23 protein-coding genes are annotated in these 25,172 nt (G+C 72.3%); 9 read left to right on the top strand and 14 right to left on the bottom strand.

Going from position 1 to position 25,172, the window contains the following annotated elements; all coding sequences use genetic code 11:
- Nucleotides 1-22: 22 nt before the first annotated feature.
- From ACFULQ_RS20320 to ACFULQ_RS20300, 5 genes are all read right to left on the bottom strand, one after another.
- A complete protein-coding gene (locus ACFULQ_RS20320) occupies nt 23-1,156 on the bottom strand; it encodes a serine hydrolase domain-containing protein (protein ID WP_383545874.1) in 1,134 nt (377 codons plus the stop codon).
- Between the two features lie 265 nt (nt 1,157-1,421).
- On the bottom strand, nt 1,422-2,243 hold the full coding sequence (locus ACFULQ_RS20315; RefSeq protein ID WP_383545872.1) for a class I SAM-dependent methyltransferase: 822 nt from the start codon (nt 2,241-2,243) through the stop codon (nt 1,422-1,424).
- A 272-nt stretch (nt 2,244-2,515) separates the two neighbouring features.
- Nucleotides 2,516-4,354 (bottom strand): protein kinase, encoded by a 1,839-nt coding sequence (locus ACFULQ_RS20310; RefSeq protein WP_383545870.1) that lies wholly within the window; start codon nt 4,352-4,354, stop codon nt 2,516-2,518.
- Nucleotides 4,355-4,543: 189 nt separating this feature from the next.
- Complete coding sequence (locus ACFULQ_RS20305) at nt 4,544-6,934, bottom strand: SpoIIE family protein phosphatase (protein WP_383545943.1); 2,391 nt, start codon at nt 6,932-6,934, stop codon at nt 4,544-4,546.
- A gap of 119 nt (nt 6,935-7,053) precedes the next feature.
- The gene (locus ACFULQ_RS20300) at nt 7,054-7,899 is read right to left on the bottom strand and encodes an RNA polymerase sigma factor SigF (RefSeq protein WP_383545866.1); all 846 of its coding nucleotides are present in this window, start codon (nt 7,897-7,899) and stop codon (nt 7,054-7,056) included.
- A 211-nt stretch (nt 7,900-8,110) separates the two neighbouring features.
- Between ACFULQ_RS20300 and ACFULQ_RS20295 the strand changes: the two genes are divergently transcribed.
- Nucleotides 8,111-9,160: a hypothetical protein gene (locus ACFULQ_RS20295; protein WP_383545863.1), complete on the top strand. Its 1,050-nt coding sequence runs from the start codon at nt 8,111-8,113 to the stop codon at nt 9,158-9,160.
- Between the two features lie 2 nt (nt 9,161-9,162).
- Nucleotides 9,163-10,272 (top strand): hypothetical protein, encoded by a 1,110-nt coding sequence (locus ACFULQ_RS20290; protein WP_383545860.1) that lies wholly within the window; start codon nt 9,163-9,165, stop codon nt 10,270-10,272.
- Nucleotides 10,273-10,318: 46 nt separating this feature from the next.
- Here the strand turns inward: ACFULQ_RS20290 and ACFULQ_RS20285 are convergent, their stop codons facing one another.
- Both ACFULQ_RS20285 and ACFULQ_RS20280 read right to left on the bottom strand, forming a co-directional pair.
- The gene (locus tag ACFULQ_RS20285; RefSeq protein WP_383545857.1) at nt 10,319-12,610 is read right to left on the bottom strand and encodes an FdhF/YdeP family oxidoreductase; all 2,292 of its coding nucleotides are present in this window, start codon (nt 12,608-12,610) and stop codon (nt 10,319-10,321) included.
- A gap of 36 nt (nt 12,611-12,646) precedes the next feature.
- A complete protein-coding gene (locus ACFULQ_RS20280) occupies nt 12,647-13,267 on the bottom strand; it encodes an SRPBCC family protein (protein ID WP_383545855.1) in 621 nt (206 codons plus the stop codon).
- Nucleotides 13,268-13,483: 216 nt separating this feature from the next.
- Here ACFULQ_RS20280 and ACFULQ_RS20275 point away from each other — a divergent pair, with 216 nt between their 5' ends.
- Nucleotides 13,484-13,765 (top strand): GlsB/YeaQ/YmgE family stress response membrane protein, encoded by a 282-nt coding sequence (locus ACFULQ_RS20275; protein WP_383545852.1) that lies wholly within the window; start codon nt 13,484-13,486, stop codon nt 13,763-13,765.
- Between the two features lie 117 nt (nt 13,766-13,882).
- Here ACFULQ_RS20275 and ACFULQ_RS20270 read toward each other — a convergent pair whose 3' ends face one another.
- The 3 genes from ACFULQ_RS20270 to ACFULQ_RS20260 form a co-directional block, all read right to left on the bottom strand.
- Nucleotides 13,883-14,737, bottom strand: coding sequence for an alpha/beta fold hydrolase (locus ACFULQ_RS20270; RefSeq protein ID WP_383545850.1), 855 nt, complete (start codon nt 14,735-14,737; stop codon nt 13,883-13,885).
- A 90-nt stretch (nt 14,738-14,827) separates the two neighbouring features.
- A complete protein-coding gene (locus tag ACFULQ_RS20265; protein ID WP_383545847.1) occupies nt 14,828-15,739 on the bottom strand; it encodes an SDR family oxidoreductase in 912 nt (303 codons plus the stop codon).
- 34 nt (nt 15,740-15,773) lie between these two features.
- Nucleotides 15,774-16,550 carry an SDR family oxidoreductase gene (locus ACFULQ_RS20260; protein ID WP_383545844.1) on the bottom strand — a complete coding sequence of 259 codons (777 nt, stop codon included), beginning with the start codon at nt 16,548-16,550 and terminating at the stop codon, nt 15,774-15,776.
- Between the two features lie 78 nt (nt 16,551-16,628).
- Here ACFULQ_RS20260 and ACFULQ_RS20255 point away from each other — a divergent pair, with 78 nt between their 5' ends.
- The 4 genes from ACFULQ_RS20255 to ACFULQ_RS20240 are packed head-to-tail and all read left to right on the top strand — an operon-like array spanning nt 16,629 to nt 20,086.
- Nucleotides 16,629-17,396: an enoyl-CoA hydratase family protein gene (locus ACFULQ_RS20255; RefSeq protein ID WP_383545842.1), complete on the top strand. Its 768-nt coding sequence runs from the start codon at nt 16,629-16,631 to the stop codon at nt 17,394-17,396.
- Nucleotides 17,389-18,252, top strand: coding sequence for a CoA transferase subunit A (locus ACFULQ_RS20250; RefSeq protein WP_383545839.1), 864 nt, complete (start codon nt 17,389-17,391; stop codon nt 18,250-18,252). The genes ACFULQ_RS20255 and ACFULQ_RS20250 overlap by 8 nt, the downstream gene beginning before the upstream one ends.
- Entirely contained in the window at nt 18,249-19,034 is a 786-nt protein-coding gene (locus ACFULQ_RS20245) for a CoA-transferase subunit beta (protein WP_383545837.1), read from the top strand. The genes ACFULQ_RS20250 and ACFULQ_RS20245 overlap by 4 nt, the downstream gene beginning before the upstream one ends.
- Nucleotides 19,031-20,086 (top strand): NAD(P)H-dependent flavin oxidoreductase, encoded by a 1,056-nt coding sequence (locus ACFULQ_RS20240; RefSeq protein ID WP_383545835.1) that lies wholly within the window; start codon nt 19,031-19,033, stop codon nt 20,084-20,086. The genes ACFULQ_RS20245 and ACFULQ_RS20240 overlap by 4 nt, the downstream gene beginning before the upstream one ends.
- A gap of 37 nt (nt 20,087-20,123) precedes the next feature.
- On the opposite strand, the gene ACFULQ_RS20235 is transcribed toward ACFULQ_RS20240, so the two are convergent.
- Genes ACFULQ_RS20235 through ACFULQ_RS20225 form a run of 3 tightly spaced genes read right to left on the bottom strand, consistent with a single transcriptional unit; the run spans nt 20,124 to nt 22,735 of the window.
- Complete coding sequence (locus ACFULQ_RS20235; protein WP_383545832.1) at nt 20,124-21,281, bottom strand: acetyl-CoA C-acetyltransferase; 1,158 nt, start codon at nt 21,279-21,281, stop codon at nt 20,124-20,126.
- A 26-nt stretch (nt 21,282-21,307) separates the two neighbouring features.
- Complete coding sequence (locus tag ACFULQ_RS20230; protein ID WP_383545941.1) at nt 21,308-21,895, bottom strand: TetR/AcrR family transcriptional regulator; 588 nt, start codon at nt 21,893-21,895, stop codon at nt 21,308-21,310.
- Between the two features lie 51 nt (nt 21,896-21,946).
- The gene (locus ACFULQ_RS20225) at nt 21,947-22,735 is read right to left on the bottom strand and encodes an SDR family oxidoreductase (protein ID WP_383545829.1); all 789 of its coding nucleotides are present in this window, start codon (nt 22,733-22,735) and stop codon (nt 21,947-21,949) included.
- A gap of 103 nt (nt 22,736-22,838) precedes the next feature.
- On the opposite strand from ACFULQ_RS20225, the gene ACFULQ_RS20220 reads away from it, so the two are divergent.
- Nucleotides 22,839-24,017, top strand: a complete 1,179-nt coding sequence (locus tag ACFULQ_RS20220; RefSeq protein WP_383545827.1) for an acyl-CoA dehydrogenase family protein — start codon at nt 22,839-22,841, stop codon at nt 24,015-24,017.
- Nucleotides 24,017-25,000, top strand: coding sequence for an acyl-CoA dehydrogenase family protein (locus ACFULQ_RS20215; protein ID WP_383545824.1), 984 nt, complete (start codon nt 24,017-24,019; stop codon nt 24,998-25,000). Before ACFULQ_RS20220 ends, ACFULQ_RS20215 begins: the two co-directional genes overlap by 1 nt.
- A 20-nt stretch (nt 25,001-25,020) precedes the next feature.
- On the opposite strand, the gene ACFULQ_RS20210 is transcribed toward ACFULQ_RS20215, so the two are convergent.
- On the bottom strand, nt 25,021-25,158 hold the full coding sequence (locus tag ACFULQ_RS20210; RefSeq protein ID WP_383545821.1) for a hypothetical protein: 138 nt from the start codon (nt 25,156-25,158) through the stop codon (nt 25,021-25,023).
- Between the last annotated feature and the right edge of the window lie 14 nt (nt 25,159-25,172).

Raw genomic sequence — 25,172 nt, 5'->3', positions numbered from 1 at the left:
GGCGCGTGCGCCGCACCGCCCCCTAGCCCAGGGGCGCCGGCCGGTCGTAGACGTGGTCGGGAGTGACGATCTCCGTGATCGCCCGCGCGAGCAACGACGACGGTTCCTGTCCCTGGTACGTGATGTCGGTGTTGATCATCAGCACCAGGGTGGCCTTCTCCGAGGGCAGATACACGGTGACGGTCTCGTAGCCGGGGATGGAGCCGTTGTGCCCGATCCAGCCGCCGCTCTCGAAGATGCCGAGGCCGTAGCTCGTCCCCGGGTGGCCGGTGGGCAGCATCTTCAGCCGCTCGGCCTGCGTCTTCGGCCGCAGCAGCGTGCCGGTGGCGACGATCTTCGCCCAGCGGCGCAGGTCGTTGAGGTCGGAGATCATCGCCCCGGCCGCCCAGGCCCAACTGGGGTTCCAGTTCGTGCTGTCGGCGACCTCACCGCTCAGCGTCTGGTTGGTGTAGCCGCGCGGGTGCGGCCGGGGGAACTCGAAGCCCTCGGGAAGCAGCGTGTGGGGCAGACGCGCGGGACGCAGCACCCGCCGTTCGAGGAAGTCGGCCAGCCGGCGCCCGCTGACCTTCTCGACCACCAGCCCGAGCAGGACGAGGTTGGTGTTGGAGTACTGGAACTGCGTGCCCGGCGCGAAGGTGTTCTTGTGCTTGAAGCCGTACGTCAGCACCTGCCGCGGGGTGAAGAAGCGCCTGGGGTCGCTCAGCAGGTCGTGCTGGAAGTCCGCGTCCTCGGTGTACGGGAAGAGCCCGCTGCGCATCTCGGCGAGGTGACGCAGCGTGATGCGGTTGCCCTGGGGCACACCGTGGACGTAGTCGGAGATCGGTTCGTCGAGTCCGACCAGGCCGTCGTCGACGAGTTCGAGCAGCGCGGTGACCGAGAAGGTCTTGGTCTCGCTCCCGATGCGCACGAAGACGTCGGTCCTCATCGGCTCGCCGGTGGCCTTGTCCGCGACGCCGGTCGCGCGCACGTAGCTGCCTTTGCCGGGCATCCACAGTCCCGCCACGACACCGGGAATGCCGGCCTGCTGACGGACCTCCTCGATGGCCTTGTCCAGCCGCGAGGCCACCGCGCGGTCGAGTTGCCGTGGAGGGCAGTCGTCGTCCACGGACCGGTGGGGCGGGTTCGTCTGCGCGGCCGCGGCGGGGGTCGCCGCCACAGGAGCCAGCAGGGACGCCACGAGCAGGGCAGCGGCGCAGATACGGCGAGCTGAGATGCGAGGGGCGGGGACACGACAGGCGGGGTTACGACGTCTCACGGCTCGGTGCCTCTTCCAGGTCCGGGGGAGCGGGTCGTCACCATCGCTGCCCTGGGAGTGCGCCCTGCGTCCGGTCACCCCCAGGGGAGTCCACCCGTTCGGCGCCGCCCGAGTCGCTCCGACGCACTAGCGGATGTAGAAGGGCGATCGCCGGGAGCCGGATCCGTCAGCCCGTGGGGCCTGGCTTCCAGCCCCAGGCCGTGATCATGCCCGCCGACAGCGCGGCACACTCGTCGGAGTCCAGGTAGAGGAGCGCGGCGTCGATGGTGTCGTCGTCGACCGTGCCGGTGGCGAGCATGGCCTGACGGCTGCGCTCCCAGGTGTCCGCCCAGAAGCGGCTGATGGGGCTGCCCGGCGTCAGCGGGGGTGCGTACAGCTCGGCCGCGGCGCGCACCAGCCCCGCCCCGCGCAGCAGTTGAGGGGAGGACGGCACCCACGAGACATCGGTGCCGATGGTGGCGCGCAGCCCCAGCCACATGGCCTGCATCACCTCCGTGTACGGCGTGTCGGGGGTCCGGTCGGTCGTCAGGTCCACCGCGTCGCTGAGCACCAGCACCCCACCGGGCGCGACGAGTTCGGCCAGGTTCGCGATCACCCGTTCCCGGTCGGCCAGGTGCATCAGCACGAAGCGGGCGTGGACGAGCCGGTACCGGCCGGGGGCGAAGCCCGGCGCGGTGATGTCGCTCTCCAGCACCTTCAGCCCGGGGGTGGGCCGTCGCGCGAGGAACCGCACGTCACGGTCCACGGCCAGCACGCTCTCCACGCCGCGCTCTTCCAGCAGCGCGCGGGACACCGTGCCCGTCCCGGCCCCCACGTCGAGACAGCTCCAGCCCGGGCCGACCCCGAGGGCCCGCAGCCGCGTCAGGGTGATCTCGTCGTAGGCGAGAGCGCCGAAGTCGATGCGCTCGCCCTCACCCTCCTGTTCGGGACGGAAGACGTCCTCGCCGTAGCGGCCGCCGCCCTCCGGGTCCCCGGTCGAGGCCGCCATCAGCTCACCGCCCGCGTGGTGCGGTGCAGCGGCTGACGACCGCCGGGTGCGCTTCGGTGGCACGGGCGGCGTTCCGGCGCCTGCGGACGACCGAGGCGAGTGCCGTCGTACGGTTTCATTGCGGGACCTCTTCACGCAGCGGGCGGTACCCGGCGGCCCGTCCGGCGCCGCCGTCCGACCGATGTTCCCCACGCGGCCGCCCGCATCACCGAGGCGCGCCGTGTCTGAGCCGATCGGCGCACAGGCGGCACCCGCCCTCGGTCACCTCGACCTCACTCCGTGCTGCGCAGAGCGCTCCAGGTGTCGTGGGCCACGACGCCGTCCGCGTCCAGACCCCGGTCGCTCTGGAAGGCCTCGACCGCGGCCTCGGTGCCGGACCCGAACTCACCGTCCACACCGGTGCTTCCCACGCCGTAGCCGCGCTCGGTCAGCATGCACTGCACCTGCTGCACGCGTTTGCCGCTGTCCCCGAGGCGGGTGCGGCCGTTGCCGTTGTAGTAGGTGCACTCGGAGAGCCAGGGGGCGGTGCCGGGGTCCGTGGTGGGGCTGTCGTCGGACGGTGTGGGGGAGGGGGAGGCGTCGGGTGCGGAGGTGCCGTCGTCCGGGTCGTCGGCCGGACTCGAGGCCGTGGGCTGCTGCTTCGGATCGGCCCCAGCCCCGGTCCCGACCCCGGCCCCGGTACCGCCCTCGCTCGCCTCTTCGTTCAGGGCGCCGTCGAGGTCCGGCCGGGACTGTCCGCCGGAGATCTGGGAGGCGGGCAGGGTCGAGACGTCCCGGGGCGCGGCGCCGATGCCCCTGGCGCCTCCGGCCTGCGGGGCGGAGCCACCGCCGGGGGTGTCCGGACGGGTGAGCAGAACGGCCGACGCGGCCACCACGCAGATGACGAGGGCCGCGGCGACGACCAGCCCCGTCTTGTTCTCCCGGAACCCCCGGAGCCGTGCGAGGACTCCGACGGGACGCGACGGGCGTACCGGCGGAGTCACGGCCGACGCCGGGGACCGTTCCGTCGAGGCCGCCCGCGGCACCGGAGGGTGTTCCTGCGGAGCCGAGGCCGGCACCGGCGGCTCCGGTACGGCCAGAACGGCCGGGACAGGCTCAGGAGCAGGCCGGAGTGACCGCGGCGGCAGGCTCTCCGCACCCCGCACCCGGACCATGCTCGCGACCGGCAGTCGATGCAGGGTCTCGTACGCCCGCTGCCGGTCCGAGACCTTCTCGCCCAGCGGCTCGGGCCAGGCGGCGGGCAGGATGCGCGCCCCGGCCGTGTCGATCAGCTCCCGCGGGGTGGGCCGTCGCGCGGGGTCCTTGGCCAGGCAGGCGGTCAGCAGCGCACCGAGTTCCGCGTCCACCGCCGATATCTCGCCGATCACCTCGGGGTTCGGTTCCTCGAACGCGACGCGGTGCATGACGTCGACACCGGTTCCGTCGCCGAACGGAGCGCGCCCGGCCGCCGCGTACACCAGGGTCCCGCCGAGCGAGAACAGGTCGGACGCCCCGTCGGAGATGCCTTCCCGTAAATGCTCGGGAGACATGTAGGCCGGGGTCCCCACCCGGTTGCCGGTACCGGTGATGGCGCTCGCGTCCGCGGCCTTGGAGATGCCGAAGTCGATCACATGCGCGCCCCGGACGGTCAGCAGCACGTTGGACGGCTTCAGATCCCGGTGCACGATCTCCTCGGCACCGAGGTCCGCCAGGGCCTGTCCGAGTTCCGCCACCAGCCGCCACACCGCGGCCGGCTCCAGGGCGCCGCCCTCCCGTACGGCCTCCGCGAGATCGAAGCCGGGGAGGTACTCCGTGGCCATCCACAGCAGTTCGTCCTCGAAGCCCGTGCCGCACAGGCGCGGGGCGTGCGGGGTGCGCAGCCGGGCGTGCACGGACGCCTCCCGCTCGAACCGCCGCCGGAACCGGGGATCCTCCGCGTACTCCGGCCTGATCACCTTCACCGCGACCAGACCGGGACCGTCGTCCGCGGGACGCCCCAGGTAGACCCGCCCCATGCCCCCGCTGCCGAGCACCGCCACCGGCACATAGGGGCCGACCCGCGCCGGGTCCGTCGCACGCAGTGGTGAGGCGCCGGTCCGCCGCAGCGCGGCAGCCGAGTCGTCCGACGGCACGGGCCGCTGTCCCGACAAGGAATCCCCCGAAGTCACATTCGATGCACGCCAGTTCGGCCCCCGTGAGGCACGAGATTAACCCAGCCGATGCACACGGTCAGCAATTCGGTCACTTCTGTCACCGAGGTCACGGGTCGGGTGCGGCTGCGGGTGCCGGTGTGGGCGCGGCCCTCCGCCCGACCTCCGGCGCTACGGCCCCTCAGCTCGCGTGAACCCGGGCTCTGCTCGGTTGGCCGAAGGCCCCCGCGGCACGCCGATGTGGAGGGCGCACACGTCGTCGGGGTGGTCGGCGTGGGCCAAGGACGTGTGCAGGGTGGTGAGGCTGTCCGGGTGGGACATGTCCAGGACCGCCGCGGCCGTGGTGGCCAGGGCGTTCAGGCCCGCACTCAGGTCCTGGCCGGGGTGCTCGATCAGGCCGTCGGTGAACAGCAGCAGCTGGTCGCCTTCCTGGAGCTGCAAGGTGGCTTCCGCGAACACCGGGGTGGTCGTGGCGCCCAGGAGGATGCCCGCGGGCCGCCGTACCGTGTGCGCCTCGCCGTTCCGGACCAGCAGCGGCGGCAGATGGCCGGCCTGGGCCCAGGTGAGGGTGCAGTCGGCGGGACGGTAGCGCGCCACGATCATCGTCGCGGTGGTGTGCCGGTCGGTGGGGGAGCGAAGGTGCATCAGCAGCGCGTTGAGCCGGGTGAGCGCGTCCGTCAGACCGGACCCGGTGATGATCATGCCCTTGGCCGTGAAGCGGAGCTGGGCCATCGTCGCCACGGCGTTGATGCCGTGCCCCATGACGTCCCCGATGACGAACAGCGCGTCCCCGTTGGGGAGTTCGATGGCGCTGTACCAGTCGCCGCCGACGCTGATGCCCCGCTCGGCCGGATGGTAGAAGGCGTTCGTCCACAGCCCGGCGAGCATGACGGGCCCCGTGGGCAGCGGCAGCAGGGCCTGCTGGAGCCGGGCCGCCATCCTGCGCTCGGCCTGGAGCAGCCCGCGCTGGGCGGAGACGGCGCGTTCGCTGCTGAGCAGGGCCAGTTCCGCGTCCCGTTGACCGGAGAGGTCCTGGAAGAAGCCGTGCACCTCCAGCGGGGTGCCGTCGGCGTCGGTGATCGCCTCGGCGACGATCCGCAGATGCCGTACGCCCGCCCCGGTCGTGATGCGGAAGGGCTGGTCGATGGCGGTGCCGTCGCTCAGCAGCCGCTGGGCCGCCGCCGTCAGCGCGGGCAGGTCCTCGGGCAGGACGCACTCGGGCAGCTCCTCCAGCCGCAGCGGCCCGAGGCTCCGGTCCCGGTCGAAGATCGTGAACACGTGCGGGGACCAGGTGATGGTGTCGCTGATCAGGTCCCAGTCGGCCCAGCCCAGATTGCCCAGCCGCTGGAGCGTGGCCAGCCGCTCCTCCTGCCGTGCCGTGATGTCGTGCCGGACCCAGGAGACGACGAGGTGCTCGCCGAGCCGTGCCACTCGCAGCGAGAAACTGGAGTGCCGCGGGATGCCGGCCACCACCTCCTCGTAGGTGAACGGCTCGCCCGCGAACGGCCTGCCCGTGGCGAGGACGTCCAGGTAGCCCTTCCACATGTCCGTGCCGGCGAAGGTCGGATAGCACTCCAGCACCCGCAGGCCGACGAGTTGGCGTCCCGTACGGCCGGCGACGTCGACCGAGTCCGGTGCCGCGGCCTCGATGCGGAAGTCCTCCACGACACCCTCGGGCGAGGACAGCGGGGAGAGCAGGATCACCGATCCCGGGAGTGCGTCGAAGATCTGCTGCACACTGTCGACGGACGGCTTCCTCCGGGACACCTCCGCGTCCAGGGTCGCCAGCCGCCCCGCGCACAACTGCACGGCGGCCACGAGCAGTTCGCGTTCGGCGGGGGTGAAGGGCCGGTCGGTACCGCGCAGTACGGCGACGACCTCGTCGGCCTCGCCGCCCGCGTCCACCGGAAGCCAGGCCCGCGAGGGCCACCGGCGCACGGTGTCGTCGGGCACCAGGTACGCCTCGCGCGGCTCGGGTCCCTCCGACCACAGCGGTTCCTCGCGTACGGCCGCCCCGTCCCCGGCGACGGCCAGCCGCTGCCAGCGGACGGCGTCCACACCGTCGATGCCCGCGTGCCCGGCCAGCCGCACACCGTCGCCGCTCGCGAGGTAGATCAGCACGGCATCGGCCTCGGCGCCGTCGCGGAGGTGTTCCAGCAGACAGCGGGCCAGCTCGTGCCGGTCCGCCACACTCGCGAGGCCGAGGCCCAGCCTGCCCAGCAGCAGCGCGGCGTCACCGGCGGGGTCCGGGGCGGCGGAGGACGGCTCGGCGGGCACCAGGTACTGGGCGGAGTCGAACACCGAACCGCCGCTGTCGGCGTCGGGTCGCCTGCGCCGATGGCCGCGCCGCCGCCGGGCCGGACGGATGGCGCCCAGCGTCAGCCAGCACTCCTCCACGAGCGTGCGGCCGGCCCCCGCACACCGGTCCAGGAGCAGTTCGTAGGCCTCCTGGGCGGAGCATCCCTCCTGCACCATGACCGCGCCCTTGGCCCGTTCGAGCACCGGCAGCAGGGCCGCGACGCGCTGAAGATCCACGATCTCGGCCCGCTGGCGTGCGACCACTTTCGCCAAGGCCGAGGAGTCGGACGCCGGCCGAGGCGGCTGTTCCCGTGACGTCACCTGTCGAGCATCGCACAGCGGACGGCCGTGGTCAGCCGGGGCAGTGGCCGGTCGGTGGCCCGTCAGTGGGTGTCGAGCATGCCCTGCCGCAGCCGGGCCAGCGTGCGCGACAGCAGCCGCGAGACGTGCATCTGGGAGATGCCGAGGCGTTCGCCTATCTCCGACTGCGTGAGCTCCTCCACGAACCGCATGTGGATGATCTGCCGCTCGCGGTCCTTCAGGCCGGCGATCAGGGGAGCCAGCGCGTGGAAGTCCTCCACCAGCTCCAGGGCGGTGTCGTCGGCGCCGATGAAGTCCTGGAGCACGGACTCGCCGTCCTGGCTGCCGTTGATGGTGGCGTCCAGGGAAGCGGAGTTGTAGCCGTTCGCGGCGATCCGGGCCTCGATGACCTCGTCCTCGGGCAGGCTCATCAGCTCCGACAGTTCCTTCACCGTCGGGGTACGGCCGAGGCGGCTGCGGAGTTCCTCGGTGGCGCGGGCCAGCTGGACGCGGGCCTCCTGGAGCCGCCGGGGCACGTGCACGGCCCAGGTGGTGTCCCGGAAGAACCGCTTGATCTCGCCGACTATGTAGGGGATGGCGAACGAGGTGAACTCCGCCTCGCGGGACAGCTCGAACCGGTCGATCGCCTTGATCAGGCCGATCATGCCGACCTGGACGATGTCCTCCATCTCCTCCGGTCCACGGCTGCGGAACCGGCCGGCCGCGAAGCGGACCAGGGACATGTTCATCTCGATGAGCGTGTTGCGGGCGTAGCTGAACTCCGGCGTGCCTTCTTCCAGTACGGCCAGCTGCTCGAAGAACAGCCGCGACAACTGCCGCGCGTCCTTGGGTGCCACCTGAGAGGGCTCGGCCAGCTGCGGCAGCTCGGTGGTCTCCGACGCGATCGTCGTCCTGGTCGACACCGCCATGATCGTTCCCCTCCCGAAGTCGAGTCCTGCGCCGTCGGCCACCCCGGGGCCGACGATCCAGCGCCTACCCCGGCATTCACCGTCCACGCCTGCGAAATGCGTCGGCCGCGGAAAGTGTCCCCCGGGAGGTTTCAGGAACGGCCGGATGCCGTCTGTGCACCGGTGTGTGAACGCCCATAACCTGTGCGGCCTTCGCGTACTGGAGGGTCTCGTGAACCGTCTCCGTGCCGTCGTCGTCTGCCTGGTCGTCGCGTGGGTCACGGTCGTCCTGCCGGCCGCCGCCGTGCCCCCGGGCTGGACGGCGCTCCCGGTGCCCGCGGCCGCCCCGCCGGTGACCGTGTCCGACCTGGCCGCCCGCGGCCCGGCCGAGGCCTGGGCGACCGGCTACGAGAACACCTCCGACGGGCTGCGGCCCCTGCTGTACCGGTGGGACGGCACGGTGTGGAGCCGGGACACCGGCTTCCCCGGAGCCGGCGAGCTCGGCCGGCTCGGCAGGGTGCAGTTCGTCGGGGACGAGGTGTGGATCCTCCACGTCCACGACGGCGCGGGGGAGATCCTGCGCCGGTCGGCGGCCGGTTGGAGCGCGGTCCCGCTGCCGCAGACCCTGTGGACCTACCAGGACTTCACCGCGGTACCGGGTGCCGCGTGGGTGGTCGGCGAGGACGAGACCGGCCTGAAGGTGCTGCACCACGACGGTTCCCGCTGGACCGCGCAGGCCACCCCGGACGGCGTGCTGTACCTGATGGGGATCACCGCGCGCACCGCCACCGACGCCTGGGCGTGGGCGGACACCACCACCGGTGCCACCGTGCTGCGCTGGGACGGCACGCGCTGGCGCGACGCGCGGGTGCCGCTGCCGCCGGACAGCAACGTGCACACGATCCTGCTCGAACCGTCCGGTCGGGTCACGATCGGCGGCAGCCAGTACACCGACGGCGTCGCCGGCACCTACCTGCTGACCTGGAACGGACACGCCTGGCGCACCACCCGCCCGCCCCTGGGCGACACGTACACCGAGGGCATGGTGCGCGGCCCGGACGGCGCGCTGTGGCTGCCGGTGCGCAGCGACCGCGCCTTCCAGTCCAGGTACGCGCGCGTGGACGGCCGCCGCACGACCTTCTCCTACGGCCCGGAGCGCACCGACGCGATCGACGTCAGACCCGTCGCGCTGGCGAGAGCCGGATCCTCCCTGCTGTCCTTCGGCACCGTCGAGATCTACGGCTCCCAACCCCATCTCATGAGTGAGCGGAGGGAAGGTTGACCATGGCACGCCGACTCCTCGTCGCGGCCCTCGCCGTCGCCATGACCTTCATGGCGATCCTGACCCCGGCCGCGGCGGACACCGCGTCCTGGCAACACGTCCCCGTCCCGGCACAGGTACGCCCGCAGGCCGCGCTGAACGAGGCCGTGGCGTTCGGGCCGGACCTGGCCTGGGCGGTCGGCGCCGACGCCGTGGGCCGCCAGGCGCCGGGCTTCCCCCTGGTGCTGCGCTGGGACGGGACCGCCTGGCAGCGCCAGAGTCTGCCCGGGATCGGCTGGCAGGGAGAGCTGCTGTCCACCGCCGCGACCTCGCCGGCCGACATCTGGGCGGTCGGCCGCGACTCGGCGGGCGGCACCCGCCTGCTCCGCTTCGACGGCACCGGCTGGCGGGAGAGCCGACCGCCGCGCGGTGTCGTGCTGAGCAAGGTCGTCGCCGGGGGCGGCGAGACCTGGCTGATCGGTGCACGGGACGGCACACAGGTGCTGCTGCGCCGGGACGGGCACGGCTGGCGGGAGCTGCCGGTGCCGCCCGGTTCGGTGTACGGCCTGCACGTCCTGGCGGCCGACGACGTGTGGGCGGCGGGTGCCACCGACGCGGGGGCGGCCGTGTCGCACTGGGACGGGCAGGAGTGGCGGCAGACCGTCGTGGACGGCTTCCCGCGCTCGGCGGTGGGCAGTGTGCTGGCGGTCTCGCCGACCGAGGTGTGGGCCGGGGGCACGGCGGGCTTCGTCGGCGGTCCGCCCGGCCGGCCGATCCCGCCCCTCCTGGTCCGCTGGGACGGCCAGACGTGGAGCCGGGTGACCGTCCCCACCGACTTCGGCTCCATCAGCTCGCTGGCCCCGGGCACGTCAGGCGGCCTGGCCTGGGTCGCGGTGTCCCGCTCCCAGAAGTGGGGTCCGCCCGGCAGCACCCCGCCGCTCGTCCCCGGGCCAGACTTCCTCGCCTGGGACGGCCGGTCCTTCACCGAGTACGGCGAACCGGCGGTGGCCGGGGAGGGCGACTCCTCGGTGCTGCGGCCGGCACCGGTACCGGGCACGGAGACCGTGTGGTCGGTGGGCCGCGCTGACGGCCCCGAGGGCACGTTCGCACCGCGCATCCTGCGGTTCGGCTGAGCACGCCGGGTCCGGGTCGCCGTACGAGGACGACCCGGCGTTCCGGTCAGGCGGCCGCGGGTTCCAGTCGTACGACGATGCCCTTGGACGCCGGCTGGTTGCTGATGTCGGCGACGCTGTCCAGCGGCACCAGGACGTTGGTCTCGGGGTAGTAGGCGGCGGCGGAGCCGGGCGCGGTCGGGTAGGAGACGATCTCGAAATTCGCCGCGCGGCGCTCGCTGCCGTCCGCGCCGACGCTGACGAGATCCACATGGTCGCCCTGGGCCAGGCCCAGACGGGAGAGGTCGGCCGGGTTGACCATGACGACCTGCCGGCTGCCGTGGATGCCCCGGTAGCGGTCGTTCAGGGTGTAGGGGACGGTGTTCCACTGGTCGTGCGAGCGCAGGGTCTGGAGCAGCAGATGTCCCTCGGGGGCCTGCGGGACCACCCGCTCGTTGCGGGTGAACAGGGCTTTGCCCGTCGAGGTCTTGTACACGCCCTCGTTGACCGGGTTGGGCAGCTGGAAGCCGCCGGGGCGGGACACCCGCCGGTTGAAGTCGTGGAATCCCGGCACGATGCGGGAGATCCGGTCGCGGATCGTGCCGTAGTCCGCCTCGAATTGGTCCCAGGGGATGTCCCCCTTGCCGTCGAGGGTGCGGCGGGCGAGCCGGCACAGGATGGCGACCTCGCTGAGCAGCATCCGGGACGCCGGTTCGAGACGCCCCTGGGAGGTGTGCACCTCGCTCATGGAGTCCTCCACCGTCACGAACTGCTCGCCGTCGGCCTGGACATCACGTTCCGTGCGGCCGAGGGTCGGCAGGATCAGCGCGGTCTCCCCGCAGACGGTGTGCGAGCGGTTCAGCTTGGTGGAGATGTGGGCGGTGAGCCTGCACGAACGCATCGCCTCCTCGGTGACCTCGCTGTCGGGAGCGGCGCGTACGAAGTTGCCGGCCAGGGCGAGGAACACCTTGACGCGGCCCTCGCGCATCGCCTTGATCGCGTTCACCGAGTCGAGGCCGTGCGGGCGCGGCGGGTCGAACCCGAACTCCTCCTGGAGCGCGTCCAGGAACGAGTCCGGCATCTGCTCCCAGATGCCCATGGTGCGGTCGCCCTGGACGTTGCTGTGCCCGCGCACCGGGCAGGCGCCGGTGCCGGCCCGCCCCAGATTGCCGCGCAGCAGCAGGAAGTTGACGATCTCCCGGATGGTGGGCACACCGTGCTTGTGCTGGGTGATGCCCATCGCCCAGCAGACGACGACGCGTTCGCTGCGCAGGACCTCGTCGCGGACCTTCTCGATCTCCTCGCGGGTCAGTCCGGTCGCCGTGCGCACCTCGTCCCAGTCGACCGTACGGGCGTGCCGGGCGAACTCCTCGAAGCCGGAGGTGTGGGCCTCGATGAAGTCGTGATCGAGAACAGTGCCGGGGCTCGCGTCCTCGGCCTCCAGCAGCAGGAGGTTCAGGGCCTGGAACAGGGCGAGGTCGCCGCCGGGCTTGATGTGCAGGAAACGGTCGGCGATCTGGATGCCGCGGCCGACGACCCCGCTCGGTTTCTGCGGGTTCTTGAAGCGCCGCAGTCCGGCCTCGGGCAGCGGGTTGACCGCCACGATGCGGGCGCCGTTGCGCTTGGTCTCCTCCAGGGCGGAGAGCTGGCGCGGATGGTTGCTTCCCGGGTTCTGCCCCACCAGGAAGATCAGCTCGGCGTGGTGGAGGTCGTCGAGGCTGACGGTGCCCTTGCCGGTGCCCAGCGTCTCGCTCAGGGCGAATCCGCTGGACTCATGGCACATGTTGGAGCAGTCCGGGAGGTTGTTGGTGCCGAAGGCGCGGGCGAAGAGCTGGAGGACGAAGGCGGCCTCGTTGCTCGCACGCCCCGAGGTGTAGAACACGGCCTCGTCGGGGGAGTGGAGTGCGGTGAGCTCCCCGGCCAGTACGCCCAGGGCGTCCTGCCAGCCGAGGGGCTCGTAGTGGTCGGAGCCCGGCCGCTTGATCATCGGTTCGGTGAGCCGGCCCTGCTGGTTGAGCCACATGTCGGAGCGCCCGGCGAGGTCGGAGACGCTGTGCTCACGGAAGAAGTCGGCGGTGATCCGACGGGTCGTGGCCTCGTCGTTGATGTGCTTGGCGCCGTTCTCGCAGTACTCGTTGCGATGGCGGTGCCCCGGCTTGGGATCCGCCCACGCGCAGCCGGGGCAGTCGATCCCGCCCACCTGGTTCATGGTCAGCAGGTCCACCCCGGCCCTGCGCGGGGAGGTCTGCTCCAGCGAGTACTCCAGGGCGTGCACGACCGCGGGAACGCCCGCCGCCCACTTCTTCGGCGGTGTCACGGAGAGGGTGGTCTCCGGCTCCTCACCGGGCGGGTTCTGCATCGGTTCGCCTTTCTCTTGCCGGGTCCGGTACGCGGGTCAGCCGACGGGCCAGTGGGCCACCCGGCTCCTCGGCGGTTCCGGATGATCGTGCTGCACACGGCCGTGGCGGATGGTGCCGCGCCATGCGCCGCCCTCCTGCCCCAGGCCCTCGATGAACTCCTTGAAGTTCCGCAGCTCGCGGCGCAACAGCCGGGCGGCCACCTGTGCGCCCCTCGACGAGCCGAGCAGGAGTTTCGCGGCTCCGCGCGGCTCCAGGAGCATCCGCACGGTGAGGGCCGTACCGCCCGAGCGTGTCGACCTGAACTCCACCTCGCCCTGGTGGGTGGGGTGCTGCTCCAGGCCGCGCCAGGCCAGGTAGGCGTCGGGGTCCTGCTCCACGATCTCCACCGGGAAACGGTGCCGCAGCCGTCCGTAGCCGATGATCCAGGTGGTCACGCTGGGCCTGACCTGCTCCACGCCGTGCACCAGGGCCGAGAACCGGGGGAAGGTCCTGAACTGCGTCCACTGGTTGTACGCCGTACGCACCGGCACAGCGATCTCGACCGTCTCCTCGACGTTCTGCTCCCGCAGGGGGCGGCGGCGCGTGACGCCGTCGCCGTCGGGGGGCGTCCCCGGCGTGTCCGGGACGGCCCGCCGCGAGTCGTGTGCGCGTGCCATCGTGGCCTCTCCTCCGGTCGGCTGGCCGGGCCGTACGCACCCGGGCTTCTCTCCCGGTTCCCAGATCCCGGCCTTCGAGTCGCCTTCCCGCGGAAGCGTCCCTCCCGGGTCCGCATCCGCCCGCCGACTTTCACACGACACGTTTGTATGCGCGCGGACGGTAAACACGATGTGCTGACGCAGTCCTTATGCGATGAAGGAAGAGGGACACACACCATGGGAATCCTCGCGTGGATCATCATCGGCCTGCTCGCCGGAGCCATCGCCAAGGCCATCATGCCGGGCAAGGACCCCGGCGGTGTCATCATCACCATGCTCATCGGCATCGTGGGCGGGCTGCTCGGAGGGTGGCTCGGCAAGGTGATCTTCGGCGTCGACTCCGTCGACGGCTTCTTCGAACTCTCCACCTGGATCGCCGCGATAGTCGGCTCCCTCATCCTGCTCGCCCTCTACCGGGTCTTCACCGGTAACCGAGGACACTCGCACCGGCACGCGTGACGCTCTGCCAGTGCCTACAGGTCGACAAAGCGACCTGCGCCCCGTGCGCCGGGATCCATATGTGATCCTGGCGCACGGGGCTTTTGTCGGGCCGCGCGACCGCCCCGTGCGCCGTGATCACGACCCGCCTCGCCCGGTGTGCCGCAGCAGAGCCGCGGTGAAGTCGCCCCACACCGCCCGCGGCACGTCGTGCCCCGCCCCCTTCAGGATCAGCAGCTCCGCACCGGGGATCGCGTCGCGCAGCGCCTCGCCGTGGGCCGGTGGCAGCAGCGGGTCGTGGTCGCCGTGCACCACGAGCGTGGGCGCCGTGATGTCACCGAAACCGCCTCGCGAGGGCGCGTCGGGCTCGATGACGTAGTGGTTCGCCAGCGTCGACGCGTAGTTCCTGGCGCGCGCCACGTCCCGTTCGGCCAGCGCCCGGATCGCGGCCTCGTCGAAGTGGGGCGAACCGCCCGAGCAGGCCCTCGCCCCGGCGACGACGTACTCGACGACCGCGGCCGGGTCCAGGGAGTCCGGCTCGGCCGGCATGTCCAGGTCGGCGTCCGGCGGCGGCAGGTCGTCGGCCCCGGTCGACGTGGAGACGAACGTCAGCGACGCGACCCGGTCGGGCCGGTCCACCCCGAGAAGGAGCCCGATCCCGCCGAACATCGACTGGCAGACCGGATGAGCGCGCTCGATCCCCAGGGCGTCCAGGATGCCCAGCACGTCCTCGGCCAGGTCGCGGTAGGTGTACGTCGGCCTTCCCGGCGGGCAGCAGGTCGAGCGGCCGGTGTCCCGATGGTCGTACCGCACCACGAACCGGCCACCGGCGGCGATCCCCTCGCACAGTCCGGCGTCCCACCACAGCATCGACGCGCTCGCCCCCGCGACCAGCACGATCGCCGGGGCCGTGGGGTCTCCGAAGGTCTCGACGCACAACTCGACACCGCGGATGTCGAGGAGCCGCTCGCCGTGGGAGTGGGGTGAGGTCATGTACGGCACGCTAGAGCCGCGAGCTCCGTGGCGAACCGTGAAGAACGCGACTCGACGAGCAGCTCCGCCTGACCGGCCCTCGGCACTCGCTCATCCCGCCCCGTACACCGGCTGCGGCACCTCCGCCTCCGCCAGCAGCTTCAGTGCCGTCTCGCCCGCCTCCGCCGGGGTCCAGCGGGCCCCCTTGTCCGCTGTGGGGCCGGGCCGCCAGCCCTCCATCACGGTGATACGGCCGCCCTCGGCCTCGAAGACCCGTCCGCTCACCCCGGCGGACGCGGGGGAGGCGAGCCAGACGACGAGGGGGGAGACGTTCTCCGGGGCCATGGCGTCGAAGCCGCCGTCGCCGGGAGCGGCCATGGTCTCGGCGAAGGTCGCCTCCGTCATCCGGGTGCGGGCGGCCGGGGCGATGGCGTTGACCTGGACGCCGTAGCGGGCCAGCTCGACGGCCGCGACCAGCGTCAGCCCGATGATTCCGGCCTTGGCGGCGCTGTAGTTCCCCTGCCCGACCGACCCCAGCAGCCCGGCCCCGCTGCTGGTGTTGACCACCCGCGCGACCGGAGCCCGCCCGGCCTTCGCCTCCCCGCGCCAGTGCGCGGCGGCGTGCTTCAACGGCAGGAAATGGCCCTTGAGGTGGACCCGCATGACGGCGTCCCAGTCGTCCTCGTCGAGGTTCACGAGCATCCGGTCGCGCAGGAAACCGGCGTTGTTGACCAGGGCGTCCAGCCGGCCGTACGTCTCCAGGGCCGTGCGGACCAGCGAGGCGGCGCCCTCGGTGCTCGCGATGTCGCCGTCGTGCGCGACCGCCCGCCCGCCGAGCGCCCGGATCTCCTCGACGACCTGCTGCGCGGGCCCGGCACCGCTTCCGCTCCCGTCGACACCGACCCCCAGGTCGTTCCCCACGACCGCGGCGCCCTCCGCGGCGCGGGCGAGCGCGTGCGCGCGGCCGAGTCCGCGGCCCGCTCCGGTGACGACGGCGACGCGTCCGGTGCACAGTCCGTTCATGGGGATCACCCTCGATCGTGGGTCGGTGGGCGGTTCATCGGTTGACGGTGGCCGCGTCCAGGAAGGACGGGCGCTCGCCGCCGCCGTGCACGAGGAGGCTCGCGCCGGTGATGTAGGAGGCGCGCTCGGAGGCGAGGAACGCGCAGGCGTCGCCCACCTCGGCGGGGTCGGCGAGCCGGCCGAGCGGGACGGTGCGTCCTACGGCTGCGACGCCGTCCTCGTCGCCGTAGTGCAGGTGGGCCAGTTCGGTGCGGACCATGCCCAGCACAAGGGTGTTGACCCGCACCAGCGGAGCCCATTCGACGGCCATGGTCCGGGCGAGCTGCTCAAGTCCCGCCTTGGCGGCCCCATAGGCGGCCGAGCCGGGGGAGGGGCGGCCGCCGCTGACGCTGCCGATCATCACGATCGACCCGCCCTCCGGCTGCTCGCGCATCACCTCGTACCCGGCCAGGGACGCGGTCAGGGGCGCCAGCAGGTTCAACTCGACCACCCTGACGTGCCGTTGGGCCCCGCCCTCGTCGAGCATGCGGTACGGCGTGCCGCCGGCGTTGTTGACCAGGATGTCGAGACGGCCGTACTCCCGGCGCACCTGCTGGAAGAAGACGGTCACCGCGTCGGCGTCCCTGAGGTCCAGCGGCAGGAACCGGGCGGCGCGGCCGGCGGCCCGCACGGGTTCGTCCGGCGGGCGCCTGGCGCAGACGACGACCTCCGCGCCCGCCTCCAGCAGTGCCCGGGTGATGCCCGCGCCGACCCCGCGGGTGCCGCCGGTGACCACCGCGACCCGTCCGCCCAGCTCGATGACCGATGCCATGAGGCCCTCCCGGAGGGTGCGCTCCGCTGCTACCTTCGTGCCTAACAAACGTTTGGTGGAAAGGTAGCTGAATCGCTCATGGGTGTCTCCACCGCAGCCCCCGATGAGGGCGTTTCCGTCGTCAATGTCGACTTCCCACCGGTCAACGCCCTCCCCGTGCAGGGCTGGTACGAGCTCGCCGCGGCGGTGCGCGCCGCCGGGTCCGACCCCAAGGTGCGCTGTGTCGTCCTCACCGCCACCGGCCGCGGATTCAACGCGGGCGCGGACATCAAGGAGATGCAGCGCACCGACGGCCACGCGGCGCTCATCGGCACCAACCGCGGCTGCTACGAGGCGTTCGCGGCGGTGTACGACTGCGAGGTCCCGGTCGTCGCGGCCGTGCACGGGTTCTGCCTGGGCGGCGGTATCGGCCTGGTCGGCAACGCGGACGCGATCGTGGCGAGCGAGGACGCCACCTTCGGGCTGCCCGAGCTGGACCGGGGCGCCCTCGGCGCCGCCACCCACCTGGCCCGGCTGGTGCCCCAGCACCTGATGCGGACCCTGTACTACACCTCGCGCACCGTCACCGCCGAGGAGCTGTACCGGCACGGCTCGGTGTGGCGAGTGGTGCCCCGTGAGCAACTGGCCTCGGCGGCTTTGGAGTTGGCGCGGGAGATCGCGGCCAAGGACGGTCTGCTGCTCCGCCTGGCCAAGGCGGCCATCAACGGCATCGACCCGGTCGACGTCCGCCGCAGCTACCGCTTCGAGCAGGGCTTCACCTTCGAGGCGAACCTGAGCGGCGTCTCCGACCGGTACCGCGACGCGTTCGTGGCGTCCCGGTCCTCCGAGGGGAGTGCGGGTGAGTGACAAGACGATGACCGCCGAGGAGGCCGTGGGGCGCCTGCGCAGCGGCATGACCGTCGGCATCGGCGGCTGGGGATCGCGGCGCAAACCGATGGCCCTGGTCCGGGCCCTGCTGCGGACCGACGTCACCGACCTCACCGTGGTCTCCTACGGCGGTCCCGACGTCGGACTTCTCGCCGCCGCCGGGAAGATCCGCAAGCTGGTCGCCGCCTTCGCCACCCTCGACTCCATCCCCCTGGAGCCGCACTTCACCGCGGCCCGGCAGCGGGGTGACTTCGAACTGGTGGAGCTGGACGAGGCGATGTTCATGTGGGGCCTGACCGCGGCCGCGCAGCGACTGCCGTTCCTGCCCGTCAGGGCCGCCCTCGGCTCGGACGTGATGAGGGTCAACCCCGGGCTGCGGACCGTCACTTCGCCCTACGACGACGGCGAGGAGTTCGTCGCCGTCCCGGCCCTGCGCCTGGACGCGGCCCTGGTCCACCTCAACCGGGCGGACGCCATCGGCAACGCCCAGTACCTGGGCCCCGACCCGTACTTCGACGACCTCTTCTGCGAGGCCGCCGATGCCGCCTACGTGTCCTGCGAGCAGATCGTCGAGACCGCCGACCTGCTCAAGGACGCGGCCCCGCAGACCCTGCTGGTCAAGCGGGCGTTCGTGACCGGGGTCGTCCAGACGCCGGGCGGAGCCCACTTCACCTCCTGCGCCCCCGACCACGACCGCGACGAACCCTTCCAGCGCGCCTACGCGCAGGCCGCCCGCGACCCGGAGACCTGGCGGGCGTTCACCGACCGCTTCCTGTCCGGCGACGAGCGGGCGTACCAGGCCGCGGTCACGGCATTCCACGAGGAGCGGACGTGAGCGCACCCAGGACGCACGCACCCCTGACGAACGAGACCACCCGCGCCGAGTACTGCGTGGTGGCCTGCGCGGAGGCCTGGCGGGACGCCGGCGAGATCCTGGCGAGCCCCATGGGCACCATCCCGACCCTCGGTGCCCGGCTGGCGCGGCTCACCTTCGCCCCCGATCTGCTCCTCACCGACGGCGAGGCGCTGCTCATCGGCGACACACCCGCCCTCGGCGCCGCCCCCGAGGTGGTGGAGGGCTGGCTGCCCTACCGCCGGCACCTGGCCCTCGTCGCCACCGGCCGCCGCCACGTGATGATGGGCGCGAGCCAGATCGACCGCCACGGCAACCAGAACATCTCCTGCATCGGCGACTGGGCCCGCCCCACCAGGCAGTTGCTGGGGGTGCGGGGCGCACCCGTCAACACCCTCAACAACCCGACCAGTTACTGGGTCCCCAGGCATTCGCCCCGTGTCTTCGTCGAGCACGTCGACATGGTCAGCGGAGTCGGCTACGCCCGCGCCGCCGAGGCGGGCCCCTCCGCCACCCGCTACCACCGCATCCCCGAAGTCATCAGCGACCTGGGCGTGTTCGACTTCGACACCCCGGACCGCACCATGCGCCTGCGCTCCCTGCACCCCGGCGTCACCGTCGAACAGGTCCAGGAGGCCACCGGGTTCGCACTCACCGTCCCCGCCGAGGTGCCGTACACCCGCGAACCCGACGCCGACGAACTGCGGCTGATCCGCGAGGTCCTGGACCCCGGTAACGTCCGGGCCCGCGAGGTCCCCGCATGAGGGACGGCACGATCCCCACCGCGCTCACCGCGCTCGTCGGCGTACGGCACCCGATCGTCCAGACCGGGATGGGATGGGTGGCCGGACCACGGCTGGTCAGCGCCGCGGCGAACGCCGGCGCGCTGGGGATCCTCGCCTCCGCCACCATGACCGTGCCCCACCTGCGGGCCGCCGTACGCGAGGTGAAGTCCCGTACGGACGCCCCGTTCGGGGTCAACCTGCGGGCGGACGCCTCGGACGCGGCCGACCGGGTGTCCGTCCTGATCGACGAGGGCGTGCGGGTGGCGTCCTTCGCGCTCGCGCCGGACCGGGACCTCATCGCGCGCCTCAAGGACGCGGGGGTGGTCGTCATCCCCTCGGTCGGCGCCCGCCGCCACGCCGAGAAGGTCGCGGGCTGGGGCGCCGACGCGGTGCTCGTGCAGGGCGGCGAAGGGGGCGGCCACACGGGCGGCGTCGCCACCACGGTGCTGCTGCCCCAGGTGGTCGACTCCGTGGACATCCCGGTCATCGCGGCCGGCGGCTTCCGCGACGGACGCGGACTGGTCGCCGCACTCGCCTACGGCGCGGTCGGCATCGCCATGGGCACCCGCTTCCTGCTGACCTCCGACAGCACGGTCCCCGACCAGGTCAAGGCCCGCTATCTGGCCGCGGGCGTGCAGGACATCACCGTCACCACCAAGGTCGACGGTCTGCCCCACCGGATGCTGCGCAGCGAATTCGTCGACACACTGGAGCGTGCAGGGCGCGCCCGTGCGCTGGCCCGCGCGCTGCGTCACGCGTCCGCCTTCCGGCGGGAGTCCGGCCTGAGCTGGACCGCCATGATCCGCGACGGCCTGGCGATGAAGCATGGCAAGGACCTGACCTGGAGCCAGGTCCTGCTGGCCGCCAACACACCCATGCTGCTCAAGGCGGCGATGGTGGACGGCCGCACCGACCTCGGTGTGATGGCCTCCGGGCAGGTCGCCGGCCTGATCGACGACCTGCCCTCCTGTGCCGAACTGGTGGACGGCGTCATCGCGGAGGCCCTGGCGACCCTGAAGCGACTGACCTGATCCCCCGGTGCGTGCGGCGGCTCGGCCCGACGTACCGTCAGAGCCGTTCGATGATGGTGACGTTGGCCTGGCCGCCGCCCTCGCACATCGTCTGGAGGCCGAACCGTCCGCCGGTGCGCTCCAGTTCGTGCAGCAGCGTGACCATGAGCTTGGCGCCGGTGGCCCCCAGCGGATGGCCCAGGGCGATCGCGCCCCCGTTCACGTTGACCTTCTCCGGATCGGCGCCGGTCTCCTTCAGCCAGGCCAGCACCACGGACGCGAACGCCTCGTTGATCTCGACGAGGTCGATGTCGTCGATGGTCATCCCGGCCCGCTTGAGGGCGTACGAGGTCGCCGGGATCGGCGCGGTGAGCATCCGGATCGGGTCCTCGCCGCGCACCGACAGGTGGTGGACCCGGGCCCGTGGGGTCAACCCGTGCTCCCGGACGGCTCGTTCGCTCGCCAGCAGCAGCGCGGAGGCGCCGTCGGACACCTGGGAGGAGACGGCCGCCGTCAGGGTGCCGCCCTCGATGACCGGCTTCAGCCCCGCCATCTTCTCCAGGCTCGTGTCGCGGCGCGGCCCCTCGTCGGTGGACACCTCGCCGTAGGGGGCGAGTTCACGGTCGAACCGGCCCTCGTCGATGGCGCGGATCGCCCGCCGGTGGGAACGCAGCGCGAACTCCTCCATGTCCTGGCGGGAGATGCCCCACTTGCTCGCGATCATCTCGGCGCCCACGAACTGGTTGACGGGCCGGTCGCCGTAGCGGGCCCGCCACCCCTCCGAGCCCGCGAACGGGCCCTGGGTGAGCCCCAGGGGCTCGGCGGCCTGCCGGGTGGCGAAGGCGATCGGGATCATCGACATGTTCTGCACACCGCCCGCGACCACCAGGTCCTGGGTGCCGGAGAGCACACCCTGCGCGGCGAAGTGCACGGCCTGCTGCGAGGAGCCGCACTGCCGGTCCACGGTGGTGCCCGGCACCTCCTCCGGCAGCCCGGCCGCCAGCCAGCTGGTGCGGGCGATGTCACCGGCCTGCGGTCCGACGGCGTCCAGGCAGCCGAAGACGACGTCCTCGACGGCCGCCGGGTCGGCGCCCGAACGCTCCATCAGCGCCTTGAGCACATGTGCGCCCAGGTCGGCGGGGTGGACGGCGGCCAGTCCGCCGTTCCGCTTGCCGACGGGGGTACGGACCGCTTCGACGATGTATGCCTCGGCCATGGCCGCTCCTTGAGGGCTTCAGGGGATCATTCCCGCAGGTTGATGCCCTCCAGCACCATGGTCAGGTACTGGCGGGCGATCTCCTCGGGGCTGTGCTGTCCGCCCGGCCGGTACCACGAGGCCGCGACCCACACGGTGTCGCGCAGAAAGCGGTACGTGAGCCGGATGTCGAGATCGGCACGGAAGGCCCGTTCGGCCACCCCGCGCTCCAGGGTGCTCAGCCACGCCTTCTCGAACTTCACCTGGGAGTCGGCGAGATAGGCGAAGCGCGGCTGGGTCTGCAGGGTCTTGGCCTCCTTCTGGTAGATCGCGACCGCCGCGTGATGCCGGTCGATCTCCCGGAAGGACTCGGTGACGAGCGCCTCGATGGTCTCCCTGGGCCCGAGACCGCCGGCGAGCACGGCGTCGTAGCGCGCCCAGAGGTCGGTCAGGAAGGTGGAGAGGATCTCGTCGAGCATCGACTCCTTGGAGTCGAAGTGGTAGTACAGGCTGCCCGCGAGGATCCCCGCCGCGTCCGCGATCCTGCGGACGGTGGTGGCGCGGTAGCCCTGCGCGGCGAACACCTCGGCGGCGGTGGCGAGGAGTTCCTCACGGCGCTCGGGCCCGCCGCTCATCGCCGTCTTCTTACGGTCACTGTCACTGTTCGGCACCGGGTCATTGTCGCCTCACGCGTGCTGACTGCTGACCGCGACGACCTCGCCCGTCATGTACGAGGAGTAGCCGGACGCCAGGAAGACGATCACGTTGGCCACCTCCCACGGCTCGGCGTACCGCCCGAACGCCTCCCGCGCGGTCAGCTCCTCCAGCAGCTCCGGAGTCGTCACCTTCACCAGATGGGGGTGCATGGCCAGACTCGGCGCCACCGCGTTGACCCGGACACCGAACTCGGCGGCTTCCAGGGCGGCGCACCGGGTCAGCGCCATCACGCCCGCCTTCGCGGCGGCGTAGTGCGCCTGCCCTCTCTGCGCCCGCCAGCCGACCACGGAGGCGTTGTTCACGACGACTCCGCCCCGGCCCGCCGCCTTCATCCGGCGCAGTGCGGCCCGGGTGCAGCGGAAGGTGCCGTTGAGGGTCACATCGAGGACCTTCGACCACTGGTCGTCGGTCATGTCGATGAGATCGGCGGTGCCGCCGAGCCCGGCGTTGTTGACGACGATGTCCAGCCGCCCGTGACGCTCCTCGGCGAGGTCGAACAGGGCGCCCACCTGGTCCTCGTCGGTGACGTCACAGGGCAGCGCGGCGACCCGCTCCGCCCCGAAGGCGTCGGCGAGTTCGGCCGCGCACTCCTTGAGCCGACGCGCATGCGCATCCGATACGACGACGCTCGCGCCCTCCTCCAGCAGCCTGCGCGCGGTCGCACCACCGATGCCGGCACCGGCGGCCGCGGTCACGACGGCGCCCCGGCCGCCGAGCAAGTGGTGACCGGGCACATAGGGCGGCGGGGAGGTGGTCACGAACGGGCCTCCTTGGACAGGCCGGCGGCGCGCTCGACTCTCGACGGCCGACGCCTCGTACGTTAACCTACCAAACACTTGTTAGGGAAGGAGCCGAAGCCTGATGGACCTCGACTTCTCGGCGGCCGAGGACGCCTTCCGGGCCGAGGCCCGCGCCTGGCTCGCCGCCCATGTACCCGACACCCCCCTGCCCTCGCTGGAGACCGAGGAGGGCTTCACCGCCCACCGGACCTGGGAGCGCACCTTGTCCGCCGACCGTTGGTCGGTGGTGTCCTGGCCCGAGGAGTACGGGGGCCGGGGAGCCTCCGTACTGGAGTGGCTGATCTTCGAGGAGGAGTACTACGCGGCCGGCGCTCCCGGCCGGGTCGGGCAGAACGGCATCAACCTGCTCGCCCCCACCCTCTTCGCGCACGGCACCCCCGGCCAGCGCGCCCGCGTCCTGCCCCCCATGGCCACCGGCGAGGTGATCTGGGCCCAGGCCTGGTCGGAACCCGAGGCCGGCTCCGACCTCGCCTCGCTCCGCTCCACCGCCCGCCGTGCCGACGGGGGCTGGCTGCTGAACGGCCAGAAGACGTGGTCCTCCCGCGCCGCCTTCGCCGACCGCGCCTTCGGCCTCTTCCGCAGCGACCGGGACGGCCTGGACCAGGGCAAGCCCCACCGCGGCCTGACCTACCTGATGTTCCCGCTCCACGCCGACGGCGTGACCGTACGGCCCATCGGACGGCTCGACGGGAAGCCCGCCTTCGCGGAACTCTTCCTCGACGACGTCTTCGTACCCGACGAGGACGTCATCGGCGCCCCTGGCCAGGGCTGGCGGGTCGCGATGAGCACCGCGGGCAACGAACGCGGCCTCACCCTGCGCAGCCCCGGCCGCTTCACCGCGGCCGCCGAGCGGCTGACCCGGCTGTGGCGGGACCGCGCCGACCCCGCCGACACCGCGCTGCGCGACCGGGTCGCCGACGCCGTGATCCGCGCCCGCGCCTACCAGTTGTTCACCTACGCCGGTGCCGCACGCCTCGCCGCCGGCGGCTCGATCGGCGCCGAGTCCAGCATGAACAAGGCGTACTGGTCCGAGCTGGACATCGCCCTGCACGAGACCGCGCTGGACCTCCTCGGCCCCTACGGCGAACTCGCCGACCACGCCGACGAGGCGCCCGAACACGGCAGTTGGGCCGAAGGGCACACCTTCTCCCTGGCCGGACCGATCTACGCGGGCACCAACGAGATCCAGCGCGACATCATCGCCGAGCGACTGCTCGGCCTGCCGAAGGGACGCCGGTGATGCGCTTCCTCCTCGACGACGAGCACAGGGAGTTCGCGCGCTCACTCGACGCCCTGCTGAAGGCCGCCGACACCCCGGCCGTCGTCAGGGCCTGGAGCACCGGTGATCACGAGCCCGGACGCGCCCTGTGGGGCCGCCTCGCGGAGGCCGGGGTGTTCGGCCTCGCGGTACCCGAGGAACAGGACGGCCTCGGCTTCCGTCCGGTCGAACTCGCCGTGGTGTTCACGGAGTTGGGCCGCCATGCCGTCCCCGGCCCGCTGGTCGAGACGGTGGCTGCGGCCGTCCTCCTCGGCCGGCTCGGTGACCGGCACACGACTTGGCTCCGCGGCATGGCCTCCGGCAAGACCGTCGCCACCCTGTGCCCGCCGGGGGACGACAGCCCCTACGCCCTGGACGCGGACGTGGCCGACCTCGTCCTGGTCGTCACCGGAGACACCCTGCGCGCGGCCGAGTCCACCGGTCCCGTCCAGCCGTCAGTCGACCCGGCCCGCCGTCTGTTCCGGCCGACGGGCGGCACCGTCCTGGCGGAGGGACCGCAGGTGCGACGGGCGGTCGCACCCGCCGCGGACGTGGCCGCACTCGCGACAGCGGCACAGGCCCTGGGAGTCGGCCGGGCGCTGCTGGACCGGACCGTCGCCCATGTACGCGCACGCCACCAGTTCGGGCGGCCGGTCGGATCGTTCCAGGCGATCAAGCACCGGCTGGCGGACGTCCTGATCAGCCTCGAGTTCACCGAACCTCTGGTCCACGCGGCCGCCCTCTCGCTCGCCTCCGCGGCCGCGGACAGCGGCCGGGACATCGCCGCGGCGAAGTCCACCGCCGGTGACGCGGTCCGTCTGGCCGCCCGCACGGCACTCCAGTGCTACGGGGCCGTCGGCTACACCGACGAACTGGACCTGTCCCTGTGGATCCGCAAGGCCCACGCCCTGCGCACCGCCTGGGGCACCCCGTCGGCCTGCCGCGCGCGTGTCCTCATCCCCTGAAGACCGCCTGAGCGCTGAGCTCACAGGGCCAGCGGATCGGAAACGCTCTGCCACGGACGGCACAGCGCGAGAAAGCAGCCGGCCGCGGCGAGGGCGAGGCCGAGCACCGACATCGCCATGGGCAGGGCGGACGACTGAGCGGTGCTGGTGTCGGCCATGTCCGTTCCAGGGC

Source organism: Streptomyces sp. NPDC057253 (assembly GCF_042669125.1).
In the GTDB taxonomy this organism is placed as follows: domain Bacteria; phylum Actinomycetota; class Actinomycetes; order Streptomycetales; family Streptomycetaceae; genus Streptomyces.
The sequence above is the reverse complement of the archived record's forward strand: the minus strand, read 5'-3'. Positions and strand labels throughout refer to the sequence as shown.